Genomic DNA, 18,472 nt, shown 5'->3' with positions numbered 1-18,472 from the left:
GGGCCAGTCTATCGACCGGCGCTGCGCCCCCGCCCGGTCACGGCCTTGTACCCCATCTGCACCGCGATGAACAGGACGAACGCCGCGAACAGGACGTTCGCCAAGACGGGGTCCAGGAGCGTGGCGATCCACGCGCCGAACGCGGTCGTCGTGCACGCGGCGGCACCGAGCAGGATCGCCGCGACCAGGTCGACGTTGTCGCGGCGCAGGTTGCCGATCGTGCCCGAGACGGCCGTCGGGATCATCATCGCCAGGGACGTGCCCTTCGCGATCAGGTCGCTGGCGCCGAAGCCGAGCATCAGCGCCGGGACGATGATCACGCCGCCGCCGACTCCGAGCACACCGGAGAGGACGCCGGTCACCAGGCCGGTCCCGATCAGTCCGAGGATGCTCCCCAGGCTCAGCTCGAGCTGCGCGTCACGGGACGGGACGACCAGGAACAGGCCGACCATCACCACGCCGAGGAACGCGACGAACGCCCACCGCAGCGCCGTGACCGGCAGCCGGGCCAGCAGCCAGGTGCCCAGCTGCGCCCCCACGACGGCGGCCGCGGCCAGGATCAGGGCCGGCACCCAGGCGACCGCGCCGTGGACGGCGTAGGAGATGACGCCGACCGTCGCGATCGGCACGATCGCCGCCAGCGAGGTGCCGGCGGCCAGCCGGTGCTCGAATCGGGCGAAGATCGTCAGCAGCGGGACGATGACCGTGCCGCCCCCGACTCCGAACAGTCCCGACAGCAGCCCCGCCCCGAGCCCGATGGCGACGAACAGGAGGAGGGATCGGGGGCGGTGTCGGCTCGTGCTCATCGAGAGTCGAGCCTACTGCTGCGGTCGGGTGCAGGTCGTCTGTGCGGCCGTGGTCCCGGTGATGACGCCGGGCAGATCGACGGAGTCCGGGTTCGGCGAGTCGGTCGGGGCGGGGGTCGCCTCACCCGGGGCGGCGCCTTCCGCGTTCACGCCCACTCCGGCCTTGCCGGTGAGGTTCAGCGCCTTGTTCGCCTTGAGCGCGGCGAACAGGGTGTCGGCGGCCCCCGTCACCGGCAGCACGCGGTCGTCGTTGGCGGCGTCGTACTCGGTCGGGTACTGCACGAACACGATGTCCTTGTACGGCACCGACTTCAGCGCCATCGCGATCTGCACCATGCGCGTGGGATTGGCCAGGTTCTGGTCGAGCACGAGCTGCTTCTCGGACACCTGCTGGATGGCGGTCGTGGCCAGCGAGAACAGCTTGGTCGGATCGCCGAACACGCCCCCGGACTGCAGCTTGCGCACCAGCGACGACATGAACTGCTGCTGGTTCGAGATGCGGCCGAGGTCCGAACCGTCGCCGATGCCGTGCCGGATCCGCAGGAACTGCAGCGCCTCGGCTCCCACCAGCGTGTGCTCGCCGGCCTTCAGGTGCAGCCCGGTGTTCTTGTCGTTGATGTCGCCGGCCACGCAGACGTCCACGCCGCCGATCGCGTCGGACATGTGGATGACGCCGGTCCAGCGGATCGCGGCGGCGAACTGGATGTCGACGCCGGTCAGCTCCTGGATCGTCAGGGCCGTGCAGGCCAGCCCCCCGTACGAGTACGACACGTTGAGCATCTGCGCGCTCATCGCCGAGTAGCGGCCGCCGCTGGCGGACGGGCACGACGGGATGGGCACGATCATGTCGCGCGGGAACGAGACGACCGTGACCCGGCGCGGGTTGTCGCCGATGTGGATGAGCATCGTGACGTCGTTGCGCTCGCCCCCGTCGTCGTGCGCGCAGCGCGGGAACAGCTTCAGGTCCTGCCCCTCGCACGAGTCGGTGCCCACCATCAGCAGGTTCACCCCGCCCTCGATCTGCCCGATCGACGGCGGCAGCGGCTGCGCGGATTCCAGCGCGACCGCGTTGTCGTGGATCGTGCTCACCGCGGTCCACCCCGCGAACGCGGCCGTGCCGGCCAGGCTCAGCACCAGCACGGCGAAGACCGCGGCCGCGATCGTCCCGAGCTGGGCGATCGGCCGCGGCGAGCGAAGGTTCCCGTGGCGCGCGAGCGGTGCGCGCGGGGTCTTCGGGCTCATGCACGGGTCCTCTCGGGCCGTCGGTCATCCGCACGCCGGCTGCGGGGTGCGGGAGGGGCTGGATGCCGTCGGCACAGCCGTGCGGCACCGGAAATTCTATGGGACCCGTCCTGCAAGCGACCTTTGAGAACGTCACTTAACTTTTCTATTAAGTGATGCTAGCGTCTCAGAATGCCGCCGACTGCCGACGCCCGCCTGGACGCGGTCGCTGCGGCGATAGCATCCCGGCCGCGCCGGATGCTCATCGACCGCCTCGCGGAGGGGCCGGCGACGATGAGCGCGCTGGCGGAGACCATCGGGTCGAGCATGCCGGCGACCCTGAAGCATCTGGCACTGCTCACAGAGTCGGGCATCGTCGCGCGCCGCAAGCAGGGTCGCACGGTCACGTTCTCCCTGGTTCCGGGAAGCCTGGAGCCGCTGCAGAACTGGGCGCTGTCGACCACGCTGATGTGGTCGGCTCAGCTGAATCGCTTCGCGATGCTCGCAGGGAGCACCGCGCAACCGAAGGAGGAGGAACAATGAGCGCATTCACGCTCTCCCACGTCGTCGGCTGCGATGCCGTCACCGCATTCGCCTGGTGGACCGAGGTGGACCGTTTCCGCAGCTGGTGGTGGCCGCAATGGCCCGACACCACGTACCAGCTGGACGTCACCGAGGGCGGCGATTACCGGATCGGCACGCCGTACGACGGGGTGGGGGTGTCAGGCCGGTACACCGCGGTCCGTCCAGGCTCGCTGCTCGCCTTCACCTGGCAGTGGGACGGAGAGCCCGAGATCGATCACATCACCGTGCTGTTCACCGCGATCGATGCGTCCACCACCGAGGTGACGATGGTGCATGTCTCGCCGGGTCGCGCAGTGGGCGATGGCTTTCAGCAGGGGTGGACCGACGTGCTGGATCGCCTGCCCGGCGCCGTGGCGGGCTGACCTGCGGCTCACGCCGGGGAGCCCCCCGCGGTGCGCGCGTAGCGCCGCACCTGGGCCGAGACGCCCGCGAATCGGAATGGCCCGGGTGTCTCGGCGGCGGTCTCGTAGTCCGAACCCTGTGCCGCGTCGATGCCCTCGTGCAGCGCCCGGTAGCGGGCGTGGTCGATCGCGGTGCGGTCGTCGAGGGCCCGCTCGTCGGCCGCCGTCCGGAGCACGTCGCGGTACCCGGGCCGGACGACGCCGGTGAAGAACTCCGAGACGCTGCCCGAGCCGTAGCTGAAGAACCCGATGCGGCGGCCGGCGAGGTCGGCGTCATCCCTTTCCAGCAGCGACAGCAGGCCGACGTAGATCGATGCGGTGTAGCTGTTGCCGGTACGCCGGTTCAGCTCCAGACTGGCCGCCACCTGCGCCCGCCGCTGGTCCTTGTCCAGCGGCGAGCCGACCAGCGCGCTCAGCTTGTCGTGCGCCTTGACGGCCATCTTCGTGAACGGCTGGTGGTAGCAGAACCGGTCGATCGCCTCGAAGTCGACCCCGCCGCGCGACCGGTACTCGGTCCAGGCGCCCTCGAGTGCACGCAGGTACGCGGCCAGCGAGTACTTGCCGTCGACCAACGCCGTGGACAGGTGGTTCGGACGCCAGAAGTCGTCGATGTCGTCGGTGTGCAGGCCGCTGACCGGCTCGATCTCGATCAGAGCGGGGTCGGCGGTGACCAGGAACGCCACGGCGGCAGCGCCCTGGGTGGGCTCACCGCTGGAATCCAGGGCGTAGCGGGCCACGTCGCTGGCGATCACGAGCACCTTCTCGCTCTCATCGCGCGCGACGATGCCCAGGGCGAACTGCAGCGCGGCCGTCGCCGAGTAGCAGGCCTGCTTGAGCTCGACCACCCGGCAGTGCTCCCCCAGCCCGAGCAGCGAGTGCACGAACACGCCGGCCGACTTCGACTGGTCCACGCCCGATTCGGTGGCGAACAGGAGGGTGCGGATGCCGTCGAAGGCCTGCCCGTCCTCGGCCTGCTGTTCGGCCCGAAGCCGGGCGACGATCTGTGCGGCGGCTTCGGCCCCCATGGTGACGATGTCCTCGTCGGCGCAGGGCACGCTCATCTCGGTCTGCCCGATGCCGATGTAGTACTTGTTCACGTCGATGCCCTGGTGCTCGGCGAGCGTGCGCAGGTCCAGGACCTGATGGGTCGTCGCGAACGCGAGATCGTGGATGCCGACCCGCATGCCGGTCGCGGTCATCTCGTCGTCTTCCTCTCGATCGTCAGGTGGGCGGCCATCAGCTCGCCGGGGTTGGTCTGCGCCGCCATCAGCGACAGCTCGCCGCACAGGACGGTGGCCGCGCACAGCACGGCAAGGCGGCGCGCGTTCTCGCCCGGCTCGCGCTCCTCGGCGCATCCCAGCCGCTCCAGGTTCTCGGCCACGAACGGCAGGTCCTTGCCGTTGCCCACTGTTCCCACGATGAGGTTGGGCAGCGTGCACGAGAAGTACAGGTCGCCGTCGCGGGTCTCGGCGTGGGTGATGCCCTGCGAGCCCTCGACGATGTTCGCGGCGTCCTGCCCCGTGGCCAGGTAGAAGCCGAGCAGCATGTTCGCGTAGTGCGCGTTCGCCGACCGCAGCCCGCCGGCGGTGATCGTGCCGATCAGGTTCTTGCGCACGTTCAGCTCGGCGATCGCCTCGGGGCTGGTGTGCAGTCGGCGGGTGACCACCTCGCGCGGGATGAGCAGTTCGGTGACCACGTTCTTGCCGCGGCCGAGGATGCCGTTGACGGCCGTCGCCTTCTTGTCCGAGCAGTAATTCCCCGAGATCGAGCCGTATCGCAGCCCCGGCACGGTGGACAGGATGTGCTCCATCAGCCGGTCGCTGGCCAGCGTCACCATATTGTGGCCGGACGCGTCCCCGGTGGACAGCTCGAACCGCACGAACAGCAGGTTCCCGACGATCTGGTGATGGATGTCGATGAGCGTGGCGAACCTGCTGGCCCCGGCGACGACCTCCTGCAGCCGGCCGCGCTGCGCGTTCAGGGTGTTCATCGCGGCGAGCGCGACGCCGGCGTCATCGGCCTCGAACAGCACGGACCGCGCCATCCGCTCGTCGATCAGCGTCGCCACGATGCCGCGCTCGGTCAGGGTGGAGATCTTCGCGCCGCGGCCCACGGACGGCCACAGCGGCGTCTCGTAGGTGGCCAGCGGCACCTCCTGGCTGCCGGTCATGACGTTCCCGCTGACGGCGATCGGTCCGACCCACTTCATCGGAACCGGGGCGCTGCCCACCGTGTGATCCCTCATGCTCGCTCCTCACCGCCGGCATCCGGCGCCTCGCTGCGTCTGCTGTACCCGGACGGATCGATGCCGCGCAGCGCGCAGAACTCCCGCACGCCCCCGCCCAGGAGCAGGTCGGCGCGGGGCAGGGCCGCGGGCCGGTCGGCGCCCAGAAGCGCATGCAGCTGCCCGAGCTGCTCCCGCCACGCCCGGATCAGCTCGATCAGGGCGTCCTCTCCCCCGTGCAGGACCGTGTGCAGGAACACGCCCGAGACGCCCACGGCACGGGCGCCGAGGGCGAGGGCCCGCATCACGTCCAGCGGCGTGCGCACCCCGCCCGAGGCCAGGAGCGCCGGCAGCGGGCGGCGGGATGCCGCGGCATCCAGCAGACTGCACACGGCCGACTGCCCCCATCCGGCCATGAACGCGTAGTCGGCCGCGGGGCGACGCGAGTTCTCGATGCGGGCGAAGTCGGTGCCGCCCGAGCCGCTGACGTCGGCGATCGCCACCCCCAGGTCGGCGAGCCGTTCGAGGGTGGGCCGGCTCAGGCCGAACCCGACCTCCTTGACGATGACCGGCACCGGCACCCGGTCCACGATCGCGGCGATGGCGGCCGGCCAGGCGGAGAAGTCCCGGCTGCCCTCGGGCATCACGGTCTCCTGCACGCTGTTCACGTGCAGTTCGAGGGCGTCCGCGCCGAGCAGGTCGACGGCGCGCTGCGCGTCGTCGGGCGTCGCGTCGGCGCTGAGGTTGGCCATGACGAACCCGTCCGGGTTCTCGGTGCGCAGCACGCGGAACGAGTCGGCGGTGTCGGGCTCGCGCAGCGCGATGCTCATCGACCCCGAGGCGATGGGCACACCGGTCTCGCGCGCGGCGATCGCCAGCGACCGGTTGATCTGCGCCGTACGCTGGCTGCCGCCGGTCATGCCGTTGACGTACAGCGGAACCGGCCAGGTGATCCCGGCGAACGTGGTGGCCAGGCTCACGCGATCGCGGTCGATGCCGGCCAGCGCGTGGTGGACGAACCGGACGTCGTCGAAATCGTTCCGGGCCGGCCGGTCGGCCTGCTGCGCGTCGGCGAGGTCGACGTGCTGATCCTTGCGCCGACTGCTCATCTCGCCACGCCCCTGCTCACTGTCGTCATCCCCATTGTTCGCCACGCTCGCGTTCATCGATGGCTCCTGACGCCGGCTGCACCGTCAGATCGAGATGGCGGATGTCGTTGCGCTCCCACTCTGTCAGCATCCGGTGGATGTCGGCCCCGGCCGGGGCCAGCACGATGCCGCAGTCGCCGCCACCGGCCCCGGACGACTTCGCGGCCGCCCCGGCCGCGGTCGCGGTGTCGCACAGCGTGGTCAGCGCCGGCGTCTCGATCTGCAGGCCGGCGTGCCGGGCGAGGTCGCCCAGCGCGGTGCGCGCGTGGCCGATCGCTGCCAGTGCGGCCGCGGCATCCTGCCCGTCCAGGGCGCCGATCAGCTCGTCGACGGCGCTGCGGCTGTCGTCGAGGAACTCGCGATACCGGCTCTCGCCGACGCCCTTGCGGTGCTGCACGCTGCCGACGAGTCGCTCGGTCGAGGCCGGCTGCCCGGTCCAGCCCACCAGCAGCCGGAGCCCCTGCGGGGCGGGCACGCGCCGTACGCGCAGCCCCGGCCAGGGGCGGTCCAGCAGCGCCTGCACGCCCTCGGCCGCCGCCTCGGCCCGCACCCGGGCGCGGTCGGGGGCGCTGTAGGCGATCCAGCCGCCGAACGCGCTGGCCGCGACATCCCCGCCCGAGGCGGCGGGCGCGACGCGCACGGTCGCGATCAGCGCGATCTTGAACTGCTCCATCGGGGTCAGCCGCAGGTCGAGGAAGGCATCCAGCGCCCGCACCGTGGCGACTGTGACGGCCGCGGACGAGCCGAGCCCGAACTTGCGCCCGGACACGTCGTCGAGCTGGCTGGAGATGCGGATGTCGCAGAAGCGCGGCGCGATGCCCCGCTCGGCGGCCAGCTGCTCGACCGTGGCGATCGCCGACAGCACGTAGTCGTAGGGGCGGTGATCCTGGTCGAGCACGACCACCCCGCCCTCGCGGGTCCACAGGACCGGCTCGCGACCGTACTGCCCCGACGAGATGCTGCCGCGTTCGGCCGCCTCGTCCAGCTCGACCGTGATGTGCCGGTCGACGGCGACCAGCACGGCCGGCTCGCCCGGCTCGACGACCGCGTACTCCCCGGCGATGAACAGCTTGCCGGGCGCCTGCGCGCGGATCACGCCGTCGCCTCCGCTCCGGCTGCGTCCGGCACGAGATGCGCCCCGGGACCGGCGTGGGCGGCCAGGAGCTGCACGGTCGGCGCCCGTTCGGCCAGGCGATCCCGGACGTCGTCGACGTCGGCGTCGCGGCAGACGAGCACGACGTTCGGGCCGGCGTCCGCGGTCGCATACGCCTCCAGCCCCTCGGCGCGCAGCTGCGCGGCGGCGTCGAACAGCGCGATGCTCTGCGGGGCGAGATAGCGGATCGGCGGCCGCGAGCCCATGATCGCGGCGTGCATCCGCAGCGCGTTCGACTCGGTCAGCTCGCCGATCGCGGTCATATCGTCGCGGGCGAGGGCGTCCACCATGGCGTCCAGGTCCTGTGCCGTCGCGCGCACCCAGGCCTCGGCGTAGGGGGACGTCCGCATCGTGCGCTGCATCGCCTCACGGCTCGAGACGGCCTTGGCCCCGGCATCCACCACCGCGATGACCATGCCCAGCGCCGGCGAGGGGACCGCCTCGGCGAACGAGGTGGCGTCGTCGTGGCCGGCATGCCAGATCGCGGTGCCGCCGATGATCGAGCGGCACGCCGAGCCGGATCCGCGGCGGGCGAGCCGGCTCAGCGCGCGCTCGTCGAGGCCGAGCCCGTAGGCGTCGGCGGCGGCGACGGCCAGCGCCGCGAATCCCGATGCCGACGAGGCGAGTCCGGCGCCGGTGGGGACCGAGTTCCGGGTGACGACCCGGGCCGGGGTGCGGACGCCGGCGGCGGCGCGCACGATCTCCAGGAAGGCCGTGATGCGGGCGGGGGCGGACCCGGTGGCCGCGACGCCGTCGAAGACCACCGCATCGCCGTCGGCTGCGGCATCCAGGGTCACCGTCGTGGTCGTCGGGAACACGTCCAGGGTCAGCGACAGACTGCCGGTCAGCGGCAGGATCGCGCCGTCGTCGCGCTTTCCCCAGTACTTGATGAGGGCGATGTTCGGGTGGGCGACGGCGGTGCTCATGCGGTTCCCGACGGCGCGGATGCTGCGGATCGCGCAGCCCCCGGACGCCCTGTCACGCCGGTCATGTGTCTCCTGGTGTCTCGGGAACGCGGGATGCCGGGCCGCAGACGCGAGCGTGCGGCGCACACTGCGGATCCGGCCGCTCATCCTCGCGGGTGCGCCCACGCGCACGCCATCTGTCGATTTTATCCGGAGCAGACCGGGGAATGGCTGGGACCGCGCCGAGTGCCCGGCCCGGGGGTCAGGCCGGGTCGGGCCGCAGCATCCACGTGCGCTCGGCCCCGGCCGCCCGCAGACCCGCCGCGATGCGCGCGGCGTCGGCGGGGGTGTCGGCCAGTGCCAGCACGCAGCCGCCGCGTCCGCCGCCGGTGAGCTTGGCGCCGAGGGCGCCGGCGGCCGTCGCCGCGCCGACCAGGCGGTCCAGCTCCGGGCTGGAGACGGTCAGCTCGGCCAGCATCCGGTGCGTCTCGGTCATCCGCCCGCCCAGCGCCGCGCGTGCGTCGGCGGCCAGGTCGCCGGCGGCGGCCGCGGTGAGCGCGGCGATGCGGTCGAGGATCCGCTCCCCCCGTGCCGGGTCGGCCGCCTTGAGGGCGGCGACGCCGCCGACGGCCTCGCGGGTGCGACCGTGCAGACCGGTGTCGGCGATGACGAACACGCCGGTGAACGCCGACGGCAGGGCGCGCACGTCGCCGCGCTGGAACCACACGGCGGTGTCCGAGACGACCGCGCGGGCGTCCAGCCCGCTCGGGGTGCCGTGCGCGACCCGCTCGGCGGCCTGGATCAGGTCGAATCGCTCCCGCGCGCCGAGCTCGACCCCGGCCGCTCGCGCGACCGCGGTGCTGATGGCGGCCGCGACGGCGGCGCTGGAGCCCAGCCCCCGCTCGGCGGGGATCTCTCCGTCGATCCGCACCGTCAGCCCGGTGGCCGGGGCGCCCGTGAACCGCAGCGTCTCGGCGATCGCGGTGACCGGGGCCGCCAGCAGTTCGGGGGCCGCCGCGATCGGTCCGCGGTACAGCACCGAGTCGATCCACAGCGGCCGGTCGGTGCGGGTGACGGATGCCGTCAGGGTCAGGCTGTGCACCGGCAGGGCGATGGCCGGGGCGCCGTGGACCACCGCGTGCTCGCCGAGCAGGATCACCTTGGCGTGCGCCGTGCCGGATGCCGCGGCCTGCGGCGTGGCGGGCGCCGTGACGGGCGCGGTCTGCGGCGCGTTCATCCCCCGATGTTATCGAGCGCGGGCCGCCGCGGGCTGGGACCGGGCCGAGTGCGCCGGCGCGCAGCCTTCCTCACCTGCGGCTCCGTCTCACGCGGCGGCCCGCTCGTGGGCCGTCTCGCTCTCGGCGGCGGTCAGCCGCGCGCCGACCCGCCGCGAGGCGCGGAACGCCCACCATGCCAGCGGATGATGGCTGCCCTTCCGGTAGACCCGGTGCGGTACATGGCGGTCTTCGGGGCGGGGGTATCCGGCAGCCGCACATACGCTGGGCAGGATGGCGTCCGCCGCGGCCCGGTAGCCCAGGGCCGAGGGGTGCAGGTGGTCCCAGGCCGAGAACATGTCGGCGGGCTCGCTGCGGAACAGCGGGCCCAGCGTGTCGGCGAGCGACACCGTGCGCCCGCCGGCGCGCAGCACCACGATGGCCTGGCCGGTGGCCATCAGTCGGCTGGACCAGTGTGCGAAGAACCGCAGCGGCTGGGTGAACGGCTGCACCGTGCCCAGGTCGGGACAGGTCGCGACGACCACTCGGGCACCCGCCCGCCGAAGGTCGTGCACCGCGACCGTGAGCGGCCAGAGCGCGTCGGAGAGCCGCTTCAGCCGCATCACGTCGTTCGCCCCGATGATGATGACCACGACATCCGGCGTCGTCATCGTGCGCAGCCGCGCGATCTGGCCCCGCAGCGCGGTCGACATCGCGCCGACCTCGGCGACGTTCGTCAGCTGCACCGGACGACCGGATGCCGCGGACAGGCCGGTCGCCAGCAGCACACCGGGGGTGGAATCCAGGTCTTCGGTCCCGTAGCCCACGGCGAGCGAGTCGCCCACCACCCCCAGGCTGATCGGCGGGCCGTCGCGGTCGTCCCCGAACGTTCCGCTGCGGGCCAGGAGGGCGCCCAGGCGGGTGGGCACGAGCCGTTCCCGCACCAGCAGACCCTCGGCGGTGGTCAATGCGGCCAGGCCGACCGCGAAACCCGCGATCGCACCGAACCCGATGCCCAGCGCGCGCACGACACGACGGCCCGGCGGCGGCAGCGTCCGTCGGGCGCGATCCGTTTCGCGAGCGCCCATGTTCACCCTTGAATTCAAGGGTACGGCGCCGCGAAGTCCAAGGGATGCGCAGAATCGGCCCGAACAGGGTAGAGTGGTCCCGTCGGTCGACTCCGACACCCTCTGGATGCCGCACTATCCCGTCGCGCATCCCTGATCGATCGCGGGGCGTCTGCTCCCGGTCTCCACTTATACGGCAGCATCTCTCGCGCGGTCCGTGCGACCTGCCGCACAGCAGAATCGATACACCATCTCTCTTCCCCCCGCACATACCGCGTGCACCTCGTGCTGCGGCACTCTGTCCTGGCGGCAGGCGGACGTCGACGTCCACGCCGCCACCCGCGCCGGCGAGTTCGCCGGCTACGTCACCATCGACGGCCCCGGCTGCTCGCTGTTCGACGCGCTGTCCCGGCCGCTCGGCCGGTTCACCACGCTCGGCGAGGCCATGAGCGCCCTCGCCTCCCCCACTCCCGACGCGTCCGCACCTGTGCGCCGACACGTCGTGGCCCACCGTCCGCACCGCCGTCGAGGCTGCGGATCACCGGGTCGCTCCAGCGGCCCTGTTTCAAGAAAGAGGGACCCCATGGTCTTCGGCACTGTCAAATGGTTCAACTCCGAGAAGGGCTTCGGGTTCATCGCGCCCGAGGACGGCACGCAGGACGTGTTCGCTCACTTCTCCGCTATCGAAGGATCCGGCTACCGTTCGCTGGACGAGGCGCAGCGCGTCGAGTTCGACGTCGAGCCGGGCGCAAAGGGCCCGCAGGCCACGCACATCCGCGTCGTCTGAGTCCTGCCTGAAAAGGGCGGGCGCGTTCCTCGCGCCCGCCCTTTTCGCATACCCGAGATCCTGTGCATCCGCCCCGCATGCCGCCCGCGGCATCCTTCCCCGCGTAGGCTCGGCCCTACGATCGCGAGATCGTTCGACAGACTCAGTGCGGCTCCCGAGTCCTGCTGCCGACCCGAAGGAGCCATCATCAGCACAGCAATCATCGAGTCGCGGCTCGGACCCGTCCGACAGACCTACTCGACCGCAGCATCCTTCCCACCCGTCCGGCGCGCATACACCGAGGTATCGCAGACCGTGAAGGAGAGCGGACTGCTCGCCCGCACCCCCTGGTTCTACGCCATGGTCGGGGCGGCGATCGCCCTCGGGCTGGGCGGCTGCATCACCGGCTTCATCCTGCTCGGCGAGAGCTGGTTCCAGCTGCTGATCGCCGGCGCCCTCGGCATCCTGCTCACGCAGGTGGCGTTCCTCTCGCACGAGGCCGCCCACCGGCAGATCCTGCGCACGGGCCCGGGCAACGACCGGCTCGCCTGGTTCCTCGGCGGCGGCATCGTCGGCATGAGCTACTCGTGGTGGGACTCCAAGCACTCGCGGCACCACGCCAACCCCAACCGCGTCGACCGGGATCCCGACATCGCCATCGACACGATCTCGTTCCTCGACGAGGATGCGGCGAAGGCGCGCGGCATCCAGCGCCTGATCACCCGCTACCAGGGCTGGCTGTTCTTCCCCCTGCTCGCGTTCGAGGGCCTGAACCTGCACGCGCTGAGCATCAAGCACCTGATCTTCTCGAAGGACCAGATCAAGGGGCGCTGGTACGAGCTGGCGATGATCGTCGTGCGGCTCGCGCTGGTCGCCGTCCCGGTGTTCCTGTTCCTTCCGGTCGGCATGGCGTTCGCCTTCCTGGGCGTGCAGCTGGCCATCTTCGGCATCTACATGGGCGCCTCGTTCGCGCCGAACCACAAGGGGATGCCGATCATCGCCGCCGACGCGCGCATCGACTTCTTCACCAAGCAGGTGCGCACCTCGCGCAACGTCAGCGGCGGCTGGTGGGCCACCTGGCTGTTCGGCGGGCTGAACTACCAGGTCGAGCACCACCTTTTCCCCAGCATGTCGCGCCCGCATCTGGCCAAGACCCGCGAGATCGTCCGCGACTTCTGCCACGCGAACGACGTGCCCTACACCGAGACGACCATCTGGCGCTCCTACGGGATCGTGATCGACTACCTGAACCGCGTCGGCCTGTCCGCGCGCGACCCGTTCGACTGCCCCATGGTGGGCCAGTACCGCCGGGTCTGACCCAGCGTTCTGCACCAGCGGTCTGAGACCGCGACATCCATGCCGAAGCGGCCCTGGCGATGCGCCCGAGCCGCTTCGCCACGTGGCGCTCAGTCCTTGCGGTAGTTCTCCCGCGCGAACGACGAGTAGGGGGCGGGCGCGACGGTGGCGCGCACCTCGACCTGCCGATGCCGTTCCACCGCCGGCTTGCGCGAGTTGGGCTCCTCGCCCCAGAGCACGACGACCTCGGTGCCCGGCTGCGCATGCGCCGCATCCACGCTCGCCAGCGACACGAACACCTGCTCGCCGGTGATGTAGCCGACGTCGTGCGAGACGCCGACATCCGTCCCGTCCGCCAGCACCCGGTCGACCTGGTACACGCCGTAGCGCGACTTGGGGAACTCCAGGTACTTCGCCGGCAGCCCCGGCTCGTACATGGAGCGCTGGATGGCGGCGACATCCTCGGGGTTCCACACCAGCGTGACCTTGGTGCGGACCGGACCGGCGGCGTGCCGCTCCAGCGCCGCGCGCCCGATGAAGTCGTGGTCGAACGCGACGCTGCGACCGTAGCCGAGGTCATAGGGGGTGAGGTAGTAGTCCTCGATGTCGTCCGAGGCGAAGCTTCCGGCCAGCGAGCCGGCGCGGTTCGCGGGCAGCCACTCGCGGTATTCGGCCATCCGCTCGCCGCTGAAGATCGCCGGCAGCGGCGACGGCACCCAGGCCGACTCGAGGTTGGCCGACGAGTAGGCGCGGGATCCGACCAGCACGAGACCGAACTCCTCGCCGTCGCGGATGATCGCGTCGCGGACCGCCTCGCCCTCTTCCCACGGGCCGAACAGCTCGAACCCGGGCTGACCGGCCATCCCGTGGCGCAGCGACCGCACCGCCAGCCCGTCGATGGTGAACGTGGCCATGTGGAAGAACTTCGTCGGCGGCACCGGGCCGGACGTGAGCTTCTCCATCAGGGCGAGCGCCTGCGGGCCCTGCACCTCGTAGCGGTACAGCGTCGGGTTCGCGCCCGGCGCGCGCATCAGCGAGTTCGCGTCGCGCTCGAACGTCACGTCGTAGTCGCCGGTCTCGCCGATGAACTGCACCCAGTCCAGCACCATGAACCAGCCGACCAGGTCGTACACGTCCTCTTCGAGGTGGAACAGGATCGCGTCGCCGATCAGGTAGCCCTCGTGGTTGACCGCGACGAACTGCTTGGCCTTGTCCACCCCGAAGTTCGCGAAGCTGTTGACGCCGACATCGCGCAGCAGCGTCAGCGCATCGGGGCCGGAGATGAACAGATCGGTCATGTGGTGGGACTGGTCCAGCAGCGCCACCGAGTCGCGCCAGGCGAGCTGCTCGGAGCGCCAGTTCGTGAACTCCGGGGTCACCGGGAAGATGGTCGGGCGGGACTGCGCGTTGCGCAGCAGGTCGACCGGGCTCGTCGCCTCGGCGAGCGCATCGGACAGGGACTCGGGCATGGGAACTCCTTCGTTCGCGGGGGTCGGGCATCCGCGGCATCCGTCCCCATGCTACTCAGCAGCGCATATGGCGTCTCGCGATGGCGATAAGCTTTGCTTATGCTCGCCGAAGGATCGCTAACGGAACCGCGGGACGGCGCCCGGTGGACCTGAACCTCGTCCGCGTGTTCGTCGCGATCTATGAGACCCGCAGCCTGACCACGGCGGCGGGGCGGCTGTTCGTGACCCAGCCCGCCGTCAGTCAGGCGCTCGGGCGACTGCGGCGGGAACTGGACGATCCGCTGTTCGAGCGGAACGGTCGGCAGATGGAGCCGACCGCGCTGGCGGCCGGACTGTTCCCCGGTTTCCGCGAGGCGATCGCCGGGATCGACCGCACGCTCGACGCCGTGCACGGGTTCGAGCCGGCGCAGTCGCAGAAGCTGTTCCGGATCGCGCTGTCCGAGCTGGGTGAGATCGGCTGGATGCCGGCGATCCTCGCGGCCGTGCGGGCGCAGGCGCCGGGCATGCGCATCGAGGCGGTGCCGATGGATGCCGCGGCCCTGCCGGACTGGCTCGCACGCGGCGTCGTCGATCTGGCCGTGACCCCCTCCCCCGTGCCGGGCCCGTTCGACGGGGTCGCGCTCAAATCGCAGCGGTACGGCGTGGCGATGTCGGCGGAGAACCCCCTGGCGCACGACCCTCTCTCCCTCGACGCCTACGCCGCCGCCGCCCATGTCGCCATTCCGAGCGATTCGGGCGCGGCCAACCTCGCCGCGGCGCTGGCTCGGGTGAACACGGTGATCGAGCCGCACGTGATCGTCAACCACGTCACCTCGCTCCCTCTGGTGCTGGCACGCAATCCCGACCTCGTCGCCACCGTGCCCGACACCATCGCCGAGGGCTGGGCGCTGACCTGGCCGCTGGTCGTCCTGCCGATTCCGTTCGAGATGCCGGCGGTGGACGTGCGGCTCTATCGGCGCGCCACGACGCAGGAGGCCGCGGCGCTGGACTGGCTGTATCGCACGGTCGCGGCGGCGATCCAGGGCTCGTCCGGTCAGTTCTACGTCATCCACGGCGACACTGTCGCGCCCGAGCGCTGAGCCGGCGCAACGCCATCACCCGGCGGTGATGCGGTCCAGGAACGCCTGGGTCTGGGCGAGGGCCTCGCGCGCCTCGGGATAGTGCAGATGGAACTGGTACTCGTGCGGCAGCGCCGGCTCGTGCTGGGCCGGCCAGAAGAGCGGGGTGACGTCGACGCCCAGCTCGTTCAGCCGCTGCGCCATCGGGATGCCCTGCAGCCAGGTCAGTCCGTCGCCGTTGCCGCCGCTGATGAACGTCGGCGGGAAGTCCGCGGTGGCGAACTCGATCGTCGACATCGTGGCGCCCGAGTACTCGGCGGACCAGTCCTTCGTGCCGGTGTAGGCCCACAGTGAGATCTTCAGCCCCCAGGCGACCAGACCGTTCAGGTCCGCCATCGCCCGCAGGTCGTACACACCGCAGTCGAGCACCACGCCGACGAGCTGCGTGGGCGTCAGCGCGGGTTGGATGCCGAGCAGGTGGGCATAGTCCGGGTTGGTGACGATCGTCGCGATCTGGCTCGCGAGCTGCGCGCCGGCGGAGTCGCCGGCCAGCACCATGCGGTCGGTGTCGACCCCGAGCTGGTCGGCGTGCGCCGTGATGTAGTCCAGCGCCGTGTTGATCTGATGGACGGCGGTGGGATACACCTCCTCCGGCCCCACGCTGTAGTTCACTGCGATCGCGGTGTAGCCACCGCCGGCGAGGATCTTCAGATAGGGGGCGACGTTGTCGGCCGACCCCGAGATCCACGCGCCGCCGTGGATCCATACGATCGCCGGCAGCCGGTCACCCGCCGCGGCGGGCGTGAACACGTCCAGGGTGGTGTCCGGACTGTCGTCGGCGTAGGCGATGTCGCTCATCGTGCGAAGCGGAGTGTCCGGCACGTATTCCTGCGTCTCGGCGGCGGTGGCCGTGCCGCCCTTCTCGAAGACGGCGCGGATCACCATCGCCGACGGCCAGGGCGTCGCCGAGGTGACGACCACGCCGACCAGGATCACGCCGAGGACCGCGGCGCCGGTGATCATCCACGCACGCCGACGCCGTTGTCTTCTCGTCGGTGCTGCGTCGCCCGCCGGCTGAGTCGAGGTCATGGTTCCGCTGCCAGCGTGCCAGACCCGCCGCGGCGAGCGGTCGCGCCGCGCCGGAGTCCCCGCCGGAGAGCGTCGCCGAGACAAGGAGCGAGACGAACCTCGTCGCGCGCGAAACGACAAAACCCCCGGGAAATCCGGGGGTCTCGATCGGTAGCAGGAGAGAGATTCGAACTCTCGACCTCACGATTATGAGTCGTGCGCTCTCACCAACTGAGCTACCCTGCCGCGACGCATCCGGACCGCTGTCCAGGTGCTTGCGAGCCCCGAGTCAGGATTGAACTGACGACCCCTTCCTTACCATGGAAGTGCTCTGCCACTGAGCTATCGGGGCACGCCCGGAACATTCCGGGCAACCAGAAAAGAATATCAGAGCGCCGCCGCAATGCCGAACCCGTCGGCGCCCGCCGACGCTCGGCGGATCAGCACTTGTTGTGCGCGCGCAGCCACGGAATCGGGTCGATCGGCGTGACGCCGTTCTGGCGGATCTCCACGTGGGTGTGGGCGCCGTACGAGAACCCGGTGTTGCCGGTCCGGCCGATGTACTGGCCGACCCGCACCTTCTCGCCGGCGTGCACCTGAAGCGATCCGTACTGCATGTGTCCGTAGAGGCTGGCCCAGTGCTGGCCGTCGATCTCGTGGTCGATGATCACCGCGACGCCGTAGCCCTGGTAGCCCTCCTGGGCGACCCGCACGACGCCGTCGGCGACGGCCTGCACGTGCGCGCCGTTGCCGGGGGTGAAGTCGGCTCCGGTGTGGAACTCGCCCGGGCGCCAGCCGAACCCGTACGTGATCGGCACGCCGACCGCGAACGGCCACTGCACGCTGCACGCGGTGTTGTTCGAGTAGTAGCTGCTGGAGACGTTCGAGATCCCGGTGGTGCCGGCCATCTCGACCAGCGTCGCGGTGGTGTAGTTCGCGGAGCGGTCCAGCTCGGTCGCCGCCGGTGCCGCGTCGGCGGGTGCGACGTACGCCTGGATCTCGTCGTCGGCGCTGGCCGCGACATCCCCCGACTGCTGCACCGGAGCGGCGCCGAGGAGCGTCGTGTTGGACGAGGCGACGGCCTCGGCCGGCAGCGTGGATCCGACGGTCAGCAGGCCGATCGCGACGATGGCGCTGAACGAGAGGGATGCCGCCGCCAGGCGCTTGACCGCGGGACGCCGTGAGCCCGGCCGACGGGACGCCTTGCGTGCCCGACGGGCCTTGTGCGTCTTGTGCTTCTTCGCCGGCTGCGCGGGCTCGTCGGCGACGTCGGCGTCCTCCGCAGGCGTGGCGGCGGCCGGCTGCACCGGCGTCTCGCCCGTGAACGCGAACAGACGCGCCGCGGACTCGAACTCGTCGATGAGGCTCTGCGCCTGCTCGTCGCTCGAAACCGTGCGCACCGGCTCGGTGACCGTCGGCGTCGGCGCGCTCAGCGCGGCGGGCTCGGCGACGGTCGAGATCATCGCCGTGGTCGTCGGGACGATCGCATCGACAGCGTCCGTGGCCCGGGACGCCGCCGGAGGAGCGATCGCCTCGACCGGTTCCGGCTGAGAGTTCCGTCGCGCGCGGCGACGCGTCATCGGCGCCGCGGCCGGCGCTGGTGGCGCGGGCTCGGCGGATGCCGCGGGCTTCGCGGATGCGATGGGCTCGAGCACGACGGGCGCCTCGGGCAGGATCGTCGCGTGCTCGACGGCGGAGACCGGCTCGTCGAAGGCGGTGGACTGTGCGGTCTCGTCCAGGACGACGGCCTCGGTCGCCGTGAGCTCGGTCTCGACCGATACGGCGGCGTCGCTGGCCGTCAGTTCGGAGTCGGCTGAGCGTGCGGCATCCGGCCCGGGTGCGGCATCCGGCCCCTGGGTGGCGGCGCGAGCCTCGATCGCCGCGCGCCCCCAGACGATCGAGGGACGCTCGGCCCCCTGCTGTGCCGCCCGGCGCCTGGCCTCGGCTCGTGAGCTGACCGCGGCATCCGTCGCCTGGACAGGCGTGGGTGCGGTGCGGGCTGAGCGCCGCGTGCGCGCGGGCTCGGCCATCGGGGCATCAAGAGACAAAGGGGGCGAAGCTCTCGGGTCAGGTCGCTGAAGGGGGCAACGG

General features: G+C 71.3%; 17 protein-coding genes and 2 tRNA genes. 5 read left to right on the top strand and 14 right to left on the bottom strand.

The window, feature by feature from the left end:
- Positions 1 to 8: 8 nt before the first annotated feature.
- Positions 9 to 806, bottom strand: coding sequence for a sulfite exporter TauE/SafE family protein (locus AC0L6F_RS14450; RefSeq protein WP_274637267.1), 798 nt, complete (start codon positions 804 to 806; stop codon positions 9 to 11).
- Positions 807 to 818: 12 nt separating this feature from the next.
- Entirely contained in the window at positions 819 to 2,048 is a 1,230-nt protein-coding gene (locus AC0L6F_RS14445; RefSeq protein WP_473538411.1) for an LCP family protein, read from the bottom strand.
- 237 nt (positions 2,049 to 2,285) lie between these two features.
- Between AC0L6F_RS14445 and AC0L6F_RS14440 the strand changes: the two genes are divergently transcribed.
- Together AC0L6F_RS14440 and AC0L6F_RS14435 are read left to right on the top strand one after the other, a co-directional pair.
- On the top strand, positions 2,286 to 2,570 hold the full coding sequence (locus AC0L6F_RS14440; RefSeq protein WP_473538410.1) for an ArsR/SmtB family transcription factor: 285 nt from the start codon (positions 2,286 to 2,288) through the stop codon (positions 2,568 to 2,570).
- Positions 2,567 to 2,974, top strand: coding sequence for an SRPBCC family protein (locus AC0L6F_RS14435; protein ID WP_473538409.1), 408 nt, complete (start codon positions 2,567 to 2,569; stop codon positions 2,972 to 2,974). The genes AC0L6F_RS14440 and AC0L6F_RS14435 overlap by 4 nt, the downstream gene beginning before the upstream one ends.
- An 8-nt stretch (positions 2,975 to 2,982) precedes the next feature.
- Here the strand turns inward: AC0L6F_RS14435 and AC0L6F_RS14430 are convergent, their stop codons facing one another.
- The 7 genes from AC0L6F_RS14430 to AC0L6F_RS14400 form a co-directional block, all read right to left on the bottom strand.
- Entirely contained in the window at positions 2,983 to 4,212 is a 1,230-nt protein-coding gene (locus AC0L6F_RS14430; RefSeq protein ID WP_259613341.1) for a hydroxymethylglutaryl-CoA synthase, read from the bottom strand.
- Positions 4,209 to 5,258 carry a hydroxymethylglutaryl-CoA reductase gene (locus tag AC0L6F_RS14425; protein WP_473538408.1) on the bottom strand — a complete coding sequence of 350 codons (1,050 nt, stop codon included), beginning with the start codon at positions 5,256 to 5,258 and terminating at the stop codon, positions 4,209 to 4,211. Before AC0L6F_RS14425 ends, AC0L6F_RS14430 begins: the two co-directional genes overlap by 4 nt.
- Complete coding sequence (fni, locus tag AC0L6F_RS14420; protein ID WP_274637262.1) at positions 5,255 to 6,403, bottom strand: type 2 isopentenyl-diphosphate Delta-isomerase; 1,149 nt, start codon at positions 6,401 to 6,403, stop codon at positions 5,255 to 5,257. Before fni ends, AC0L6F_RS14425 begins: the two co-directional genes overlap by 4 nt.
- The gene (locus AC0L6F_RS14415) at positions 6,372 to 7,481 is read right to left on the bottom strand and encodes a phosphomevalonate kinase (protein WP_473538407.1); all 1,110 of its coding nucleotides are present in this window, start codon (positions 7,479 to 7,481) and stop codon (positions 6,372 to 6,374) included. The genes fni and AC0L6F_RS14415 overlap by 32 nt, the downstream gene beginning before the upstream one ends.
- Positions 7,478 to 8,464, bottom strand: a complete 987-nt coding sequence (gene mvaD / locus AC0L6F_RS14410; RefSeq protein ID WP_473538405.1) for a diphosphomevalonate decarboxylase — start codon at positions 8,462 to 8,464, stop codon at positions 7,478 to 7,480. Before mvaD ends, AC0L6F_RS14415 begins: the two co-directional genes overlap by 4 nt.
- Positions 8,465 to 8,705: 241 nt before the next feature.
- Entirely contained in the window at positions 8,706 to 9,680 is a 975-nt protein-coding gene (mvk, locus tag AC0L6F_RS14405) for a mevalonate kinase (RefSeq protein ID WP_473538404.1), read from the bottom strand.
- Positions 9,681 to 9,767: 87 nt separating this feature from the next.
- Positions 9,768 to 10,745 carry an SGNH/GDSL hydrolase family protein gene (locus AC0L6F_RS14400; protein WP_473538403.1) on the bottom strand — a complete coding sequence of 326 codons (978 nt, stop codon included), beginning with the start codon at positions 10,743 to 10,745 and terminating at the stop codon, positions 9,768 to 9,770.
- Positions 10,746 to 10,941: 196 nt separating this feature from the next.
- On the opposite strand from AC0L6F_RS14400, the gene AC0L6F_RS14395 reads away from it, so the two are divergent.
- Positions 10,942 to 11,511: a cold-shock protein gene (locus AC0L6F_RS14395; RefSeq protein WP_473538402.1), complete on the top strand. Its 570-nt coding sequence runs from the start codon at positions 10,942 to 10,944 to the stop codon at positions 11,509 to 11,511.
- 294 nt (positions 11,512 to 11,805) lie between these two features.
- Positions 11,806 to 12,807, top strand: coding sequence for a fatty acid desaturase family protein (locus tag AC0L6F_RS14390; RefSeq protein WP_473538401.1), 1,002 nt, complete (start codon positions 11,806 to 11,808; stop codon positions 12,805 to 12,807).
- Positions 12,808 to 12,896: 89 nt separating this feature from the next.
- Here the strand turns inward: AC0L6F_RS14390 and AC0L6F_RS14385 are convergent, their stop codons facing one another.
- On the bottom strand, positions 12,897 to 14,255 hold the full coding sequence (locus AC0L6F_RS14385; RefSeq protein ID WP_473538400.1) for an aminomethyl transferase family protein: 1,359 nt from the start codon (positions 14,253 to 14,255) through the stop codon (positions 12,897 to 12,899).
- A gap of 143 nt (positions 14,256 to 14,398) precedes the next feature.
- Here AC0L6F_RS14385 and AC0L6F_RS14380 point away from each other — a divergent pair, with 143 nt between their 5' ends.
- Entirely contained in the window at positions 14,399 to 15,334 is a 936-nt protein-coding gene (locus AC0L6F_RS14380) for a LysR family transcriptional regulator (RefSeq protein WP_473538398.1), read from the top strand.
- Positions 15,335 to 15,349: 15 nt separating this feature from the next.
- On the opposite strand, the gene AC0L6F_RS14375 is transcribed toward AC0L6F_RS14380, so the two are convergent.
- The 4 genes from AC0L6F_RS14375 to AC0L6F_RS14360 all read right to left on the bottom strand — a co-directional run bounded on the left by AC0L6F_RS14375 (position 15,350) and on the right by AC0L6F_RS14360 (position 18,411).
- Complete coding sequence (locus AC0L6F_RS14375; RefSeq protein WP_473538397.1) at positions 15,350 to 16,336, bottom strand: alpha/beta hydrolase; 987 nt, start codon at positions 16,334 to 16,336, stop codon at positions 15,350 to 15,352.
- 217 nt (positions 16,337 to 16,553) lie between these two features.
- Positions 16,554 to 16,627 (bottom strand) — tRNA-Met (locus tag AC0L6F_RS14370).
- Between the two features lie 34 nt (positions 16,628 to 16,661).
- Positions 16,662 to 16,733, bottom strand: a tRNA-Thr gene (locus AC0L6F_RS14365).
- A gap of 88 nt (positions 16,734 to 16,821) precedes the next feature.
- The gene (locus tag AC0L6F_RS14360) at positions 16,822 to 18,411 is read right to left on the bottom strand and encodes a M23 family metallopeptidase (RefSeq protein ID WP_473538396.1); all 1,590 of its coding nucleotides are present in this window, start codon (positions 18,409 to 18,411) and stop codon (positions 16,822 to 16,824) included.
- Between the last annotated feature and the right edge of the window lie 61 nt (positions 18,412 to 18,472).

The sequence above is a fragment of the Microbacterium sp. G2-16M genome, assembly GCF_055809115.1.
Note: the sequence above shows the minus strand (reverse complement) of the source record. Positions and strands in the feature narration are given on the sequence as shown.

What these genes read in the sequence shown, in the direction of transcription:
- AC0L6F_RS14450 (WP_274637267.1), bottom strand. Translation starts at nt 806, where the DNA reads ATGAGCACGAGCCGACACCGCCCCCGATCCCTCCTCCTGTTCGTCGCC.
- AC0L6F_RS14445 (WP_473538411.1), bottom strand. Translation starts at nt 2,048, where the DNA reads ATGAGCCCGAAGACCCCGCGCGCACCGCTCGCGCGCCACGGGAACCTT.
- AC0L6F_RS14440 (WP_473538410.1), top strand. Translation starts at nt 2,286, where the DNA reads ATGCTCATCGACCGCCTCGCGGAGGGGCCGGCGACGATGAGCGCGCTG.
- AC0L6F_RS14435 (WP_473538409.1), top strand. Translation starts at nt 2,567, where the DNA reads ATGAGCGCATTCACGCTCTCCCACGTCGTCGGCTGCGATGCCGTCACC.
- AC0L6F_RS14430 (WP_259613341.1), bottom strand. Translation starts at nt 4,212, where the DNA reads ATGACCGCGACCGGCATGCGGGTCGGCATCCACGATCTCGCGTTCGCG.
- AC0L6F_RS14425 (WP_473538408.1), bottom strand. Translation starts at nt 5,258, where the DNA reads ATGAGGGATCACACGGTGGGCAGCGCCCCGGTTCCGATGAAGTGGGTC.
- fni (WP_274637262.1), bottom strand. Translation starts at nt 6,403, where the DNA reads ATGAACGCGAGCGTGGCGAACAATGGGGATGACGACAGTGAGCAGGGG.
- mvaD (WP_473538405.1), bottom strand. Translation starts at nt 8,464, where the DNA reads ATGAGCACCGCCGTCGCCCACCCGAACATCGCCCTCATCAAGTACTGG.
- mvk (WP_473538404.1), bottom strand. Translation starts at nt 9,680, where the DNA reads ATGAACGCGCCGCAGACCGCGCCCGTCACGGCGCCCGCCACGCCGCAG.
- AC0L6F_RS14400 (WP_473538403.1), bottom strand. Translation starts at nt 10,745, where the DNA reads ATGGGCGCTCGCGAAACGGATCGCGCCCGACGGACGCTGCCGCCGCCG.
- AC0L6F_RS14385 (WP_473538400.1), bottom strand. Translation starts at nt 14,255, where the DNA reads ATGCCCGAGTCCCTGTCCGATGCGCTCGCCGAGGCGACGAGCCCGGTC.
- AC0L6F_RS14375 (WP_473538397.1), bottom strand. Translation starts at nt 16,336, where the DNA reads ATGATCACCGGCGCCGCGGTCCTCGGCGTGATCCTGGTCGGCGTGGTC.
- AC0L6F_RS14360 (WP_473538396.1), bottom strand. Translation starts at nt 18,411, where the DNA reads ATGGCCGAGCCCGCGCGCACGCGGCGCTCAGCCCGCACCGCACCCACG.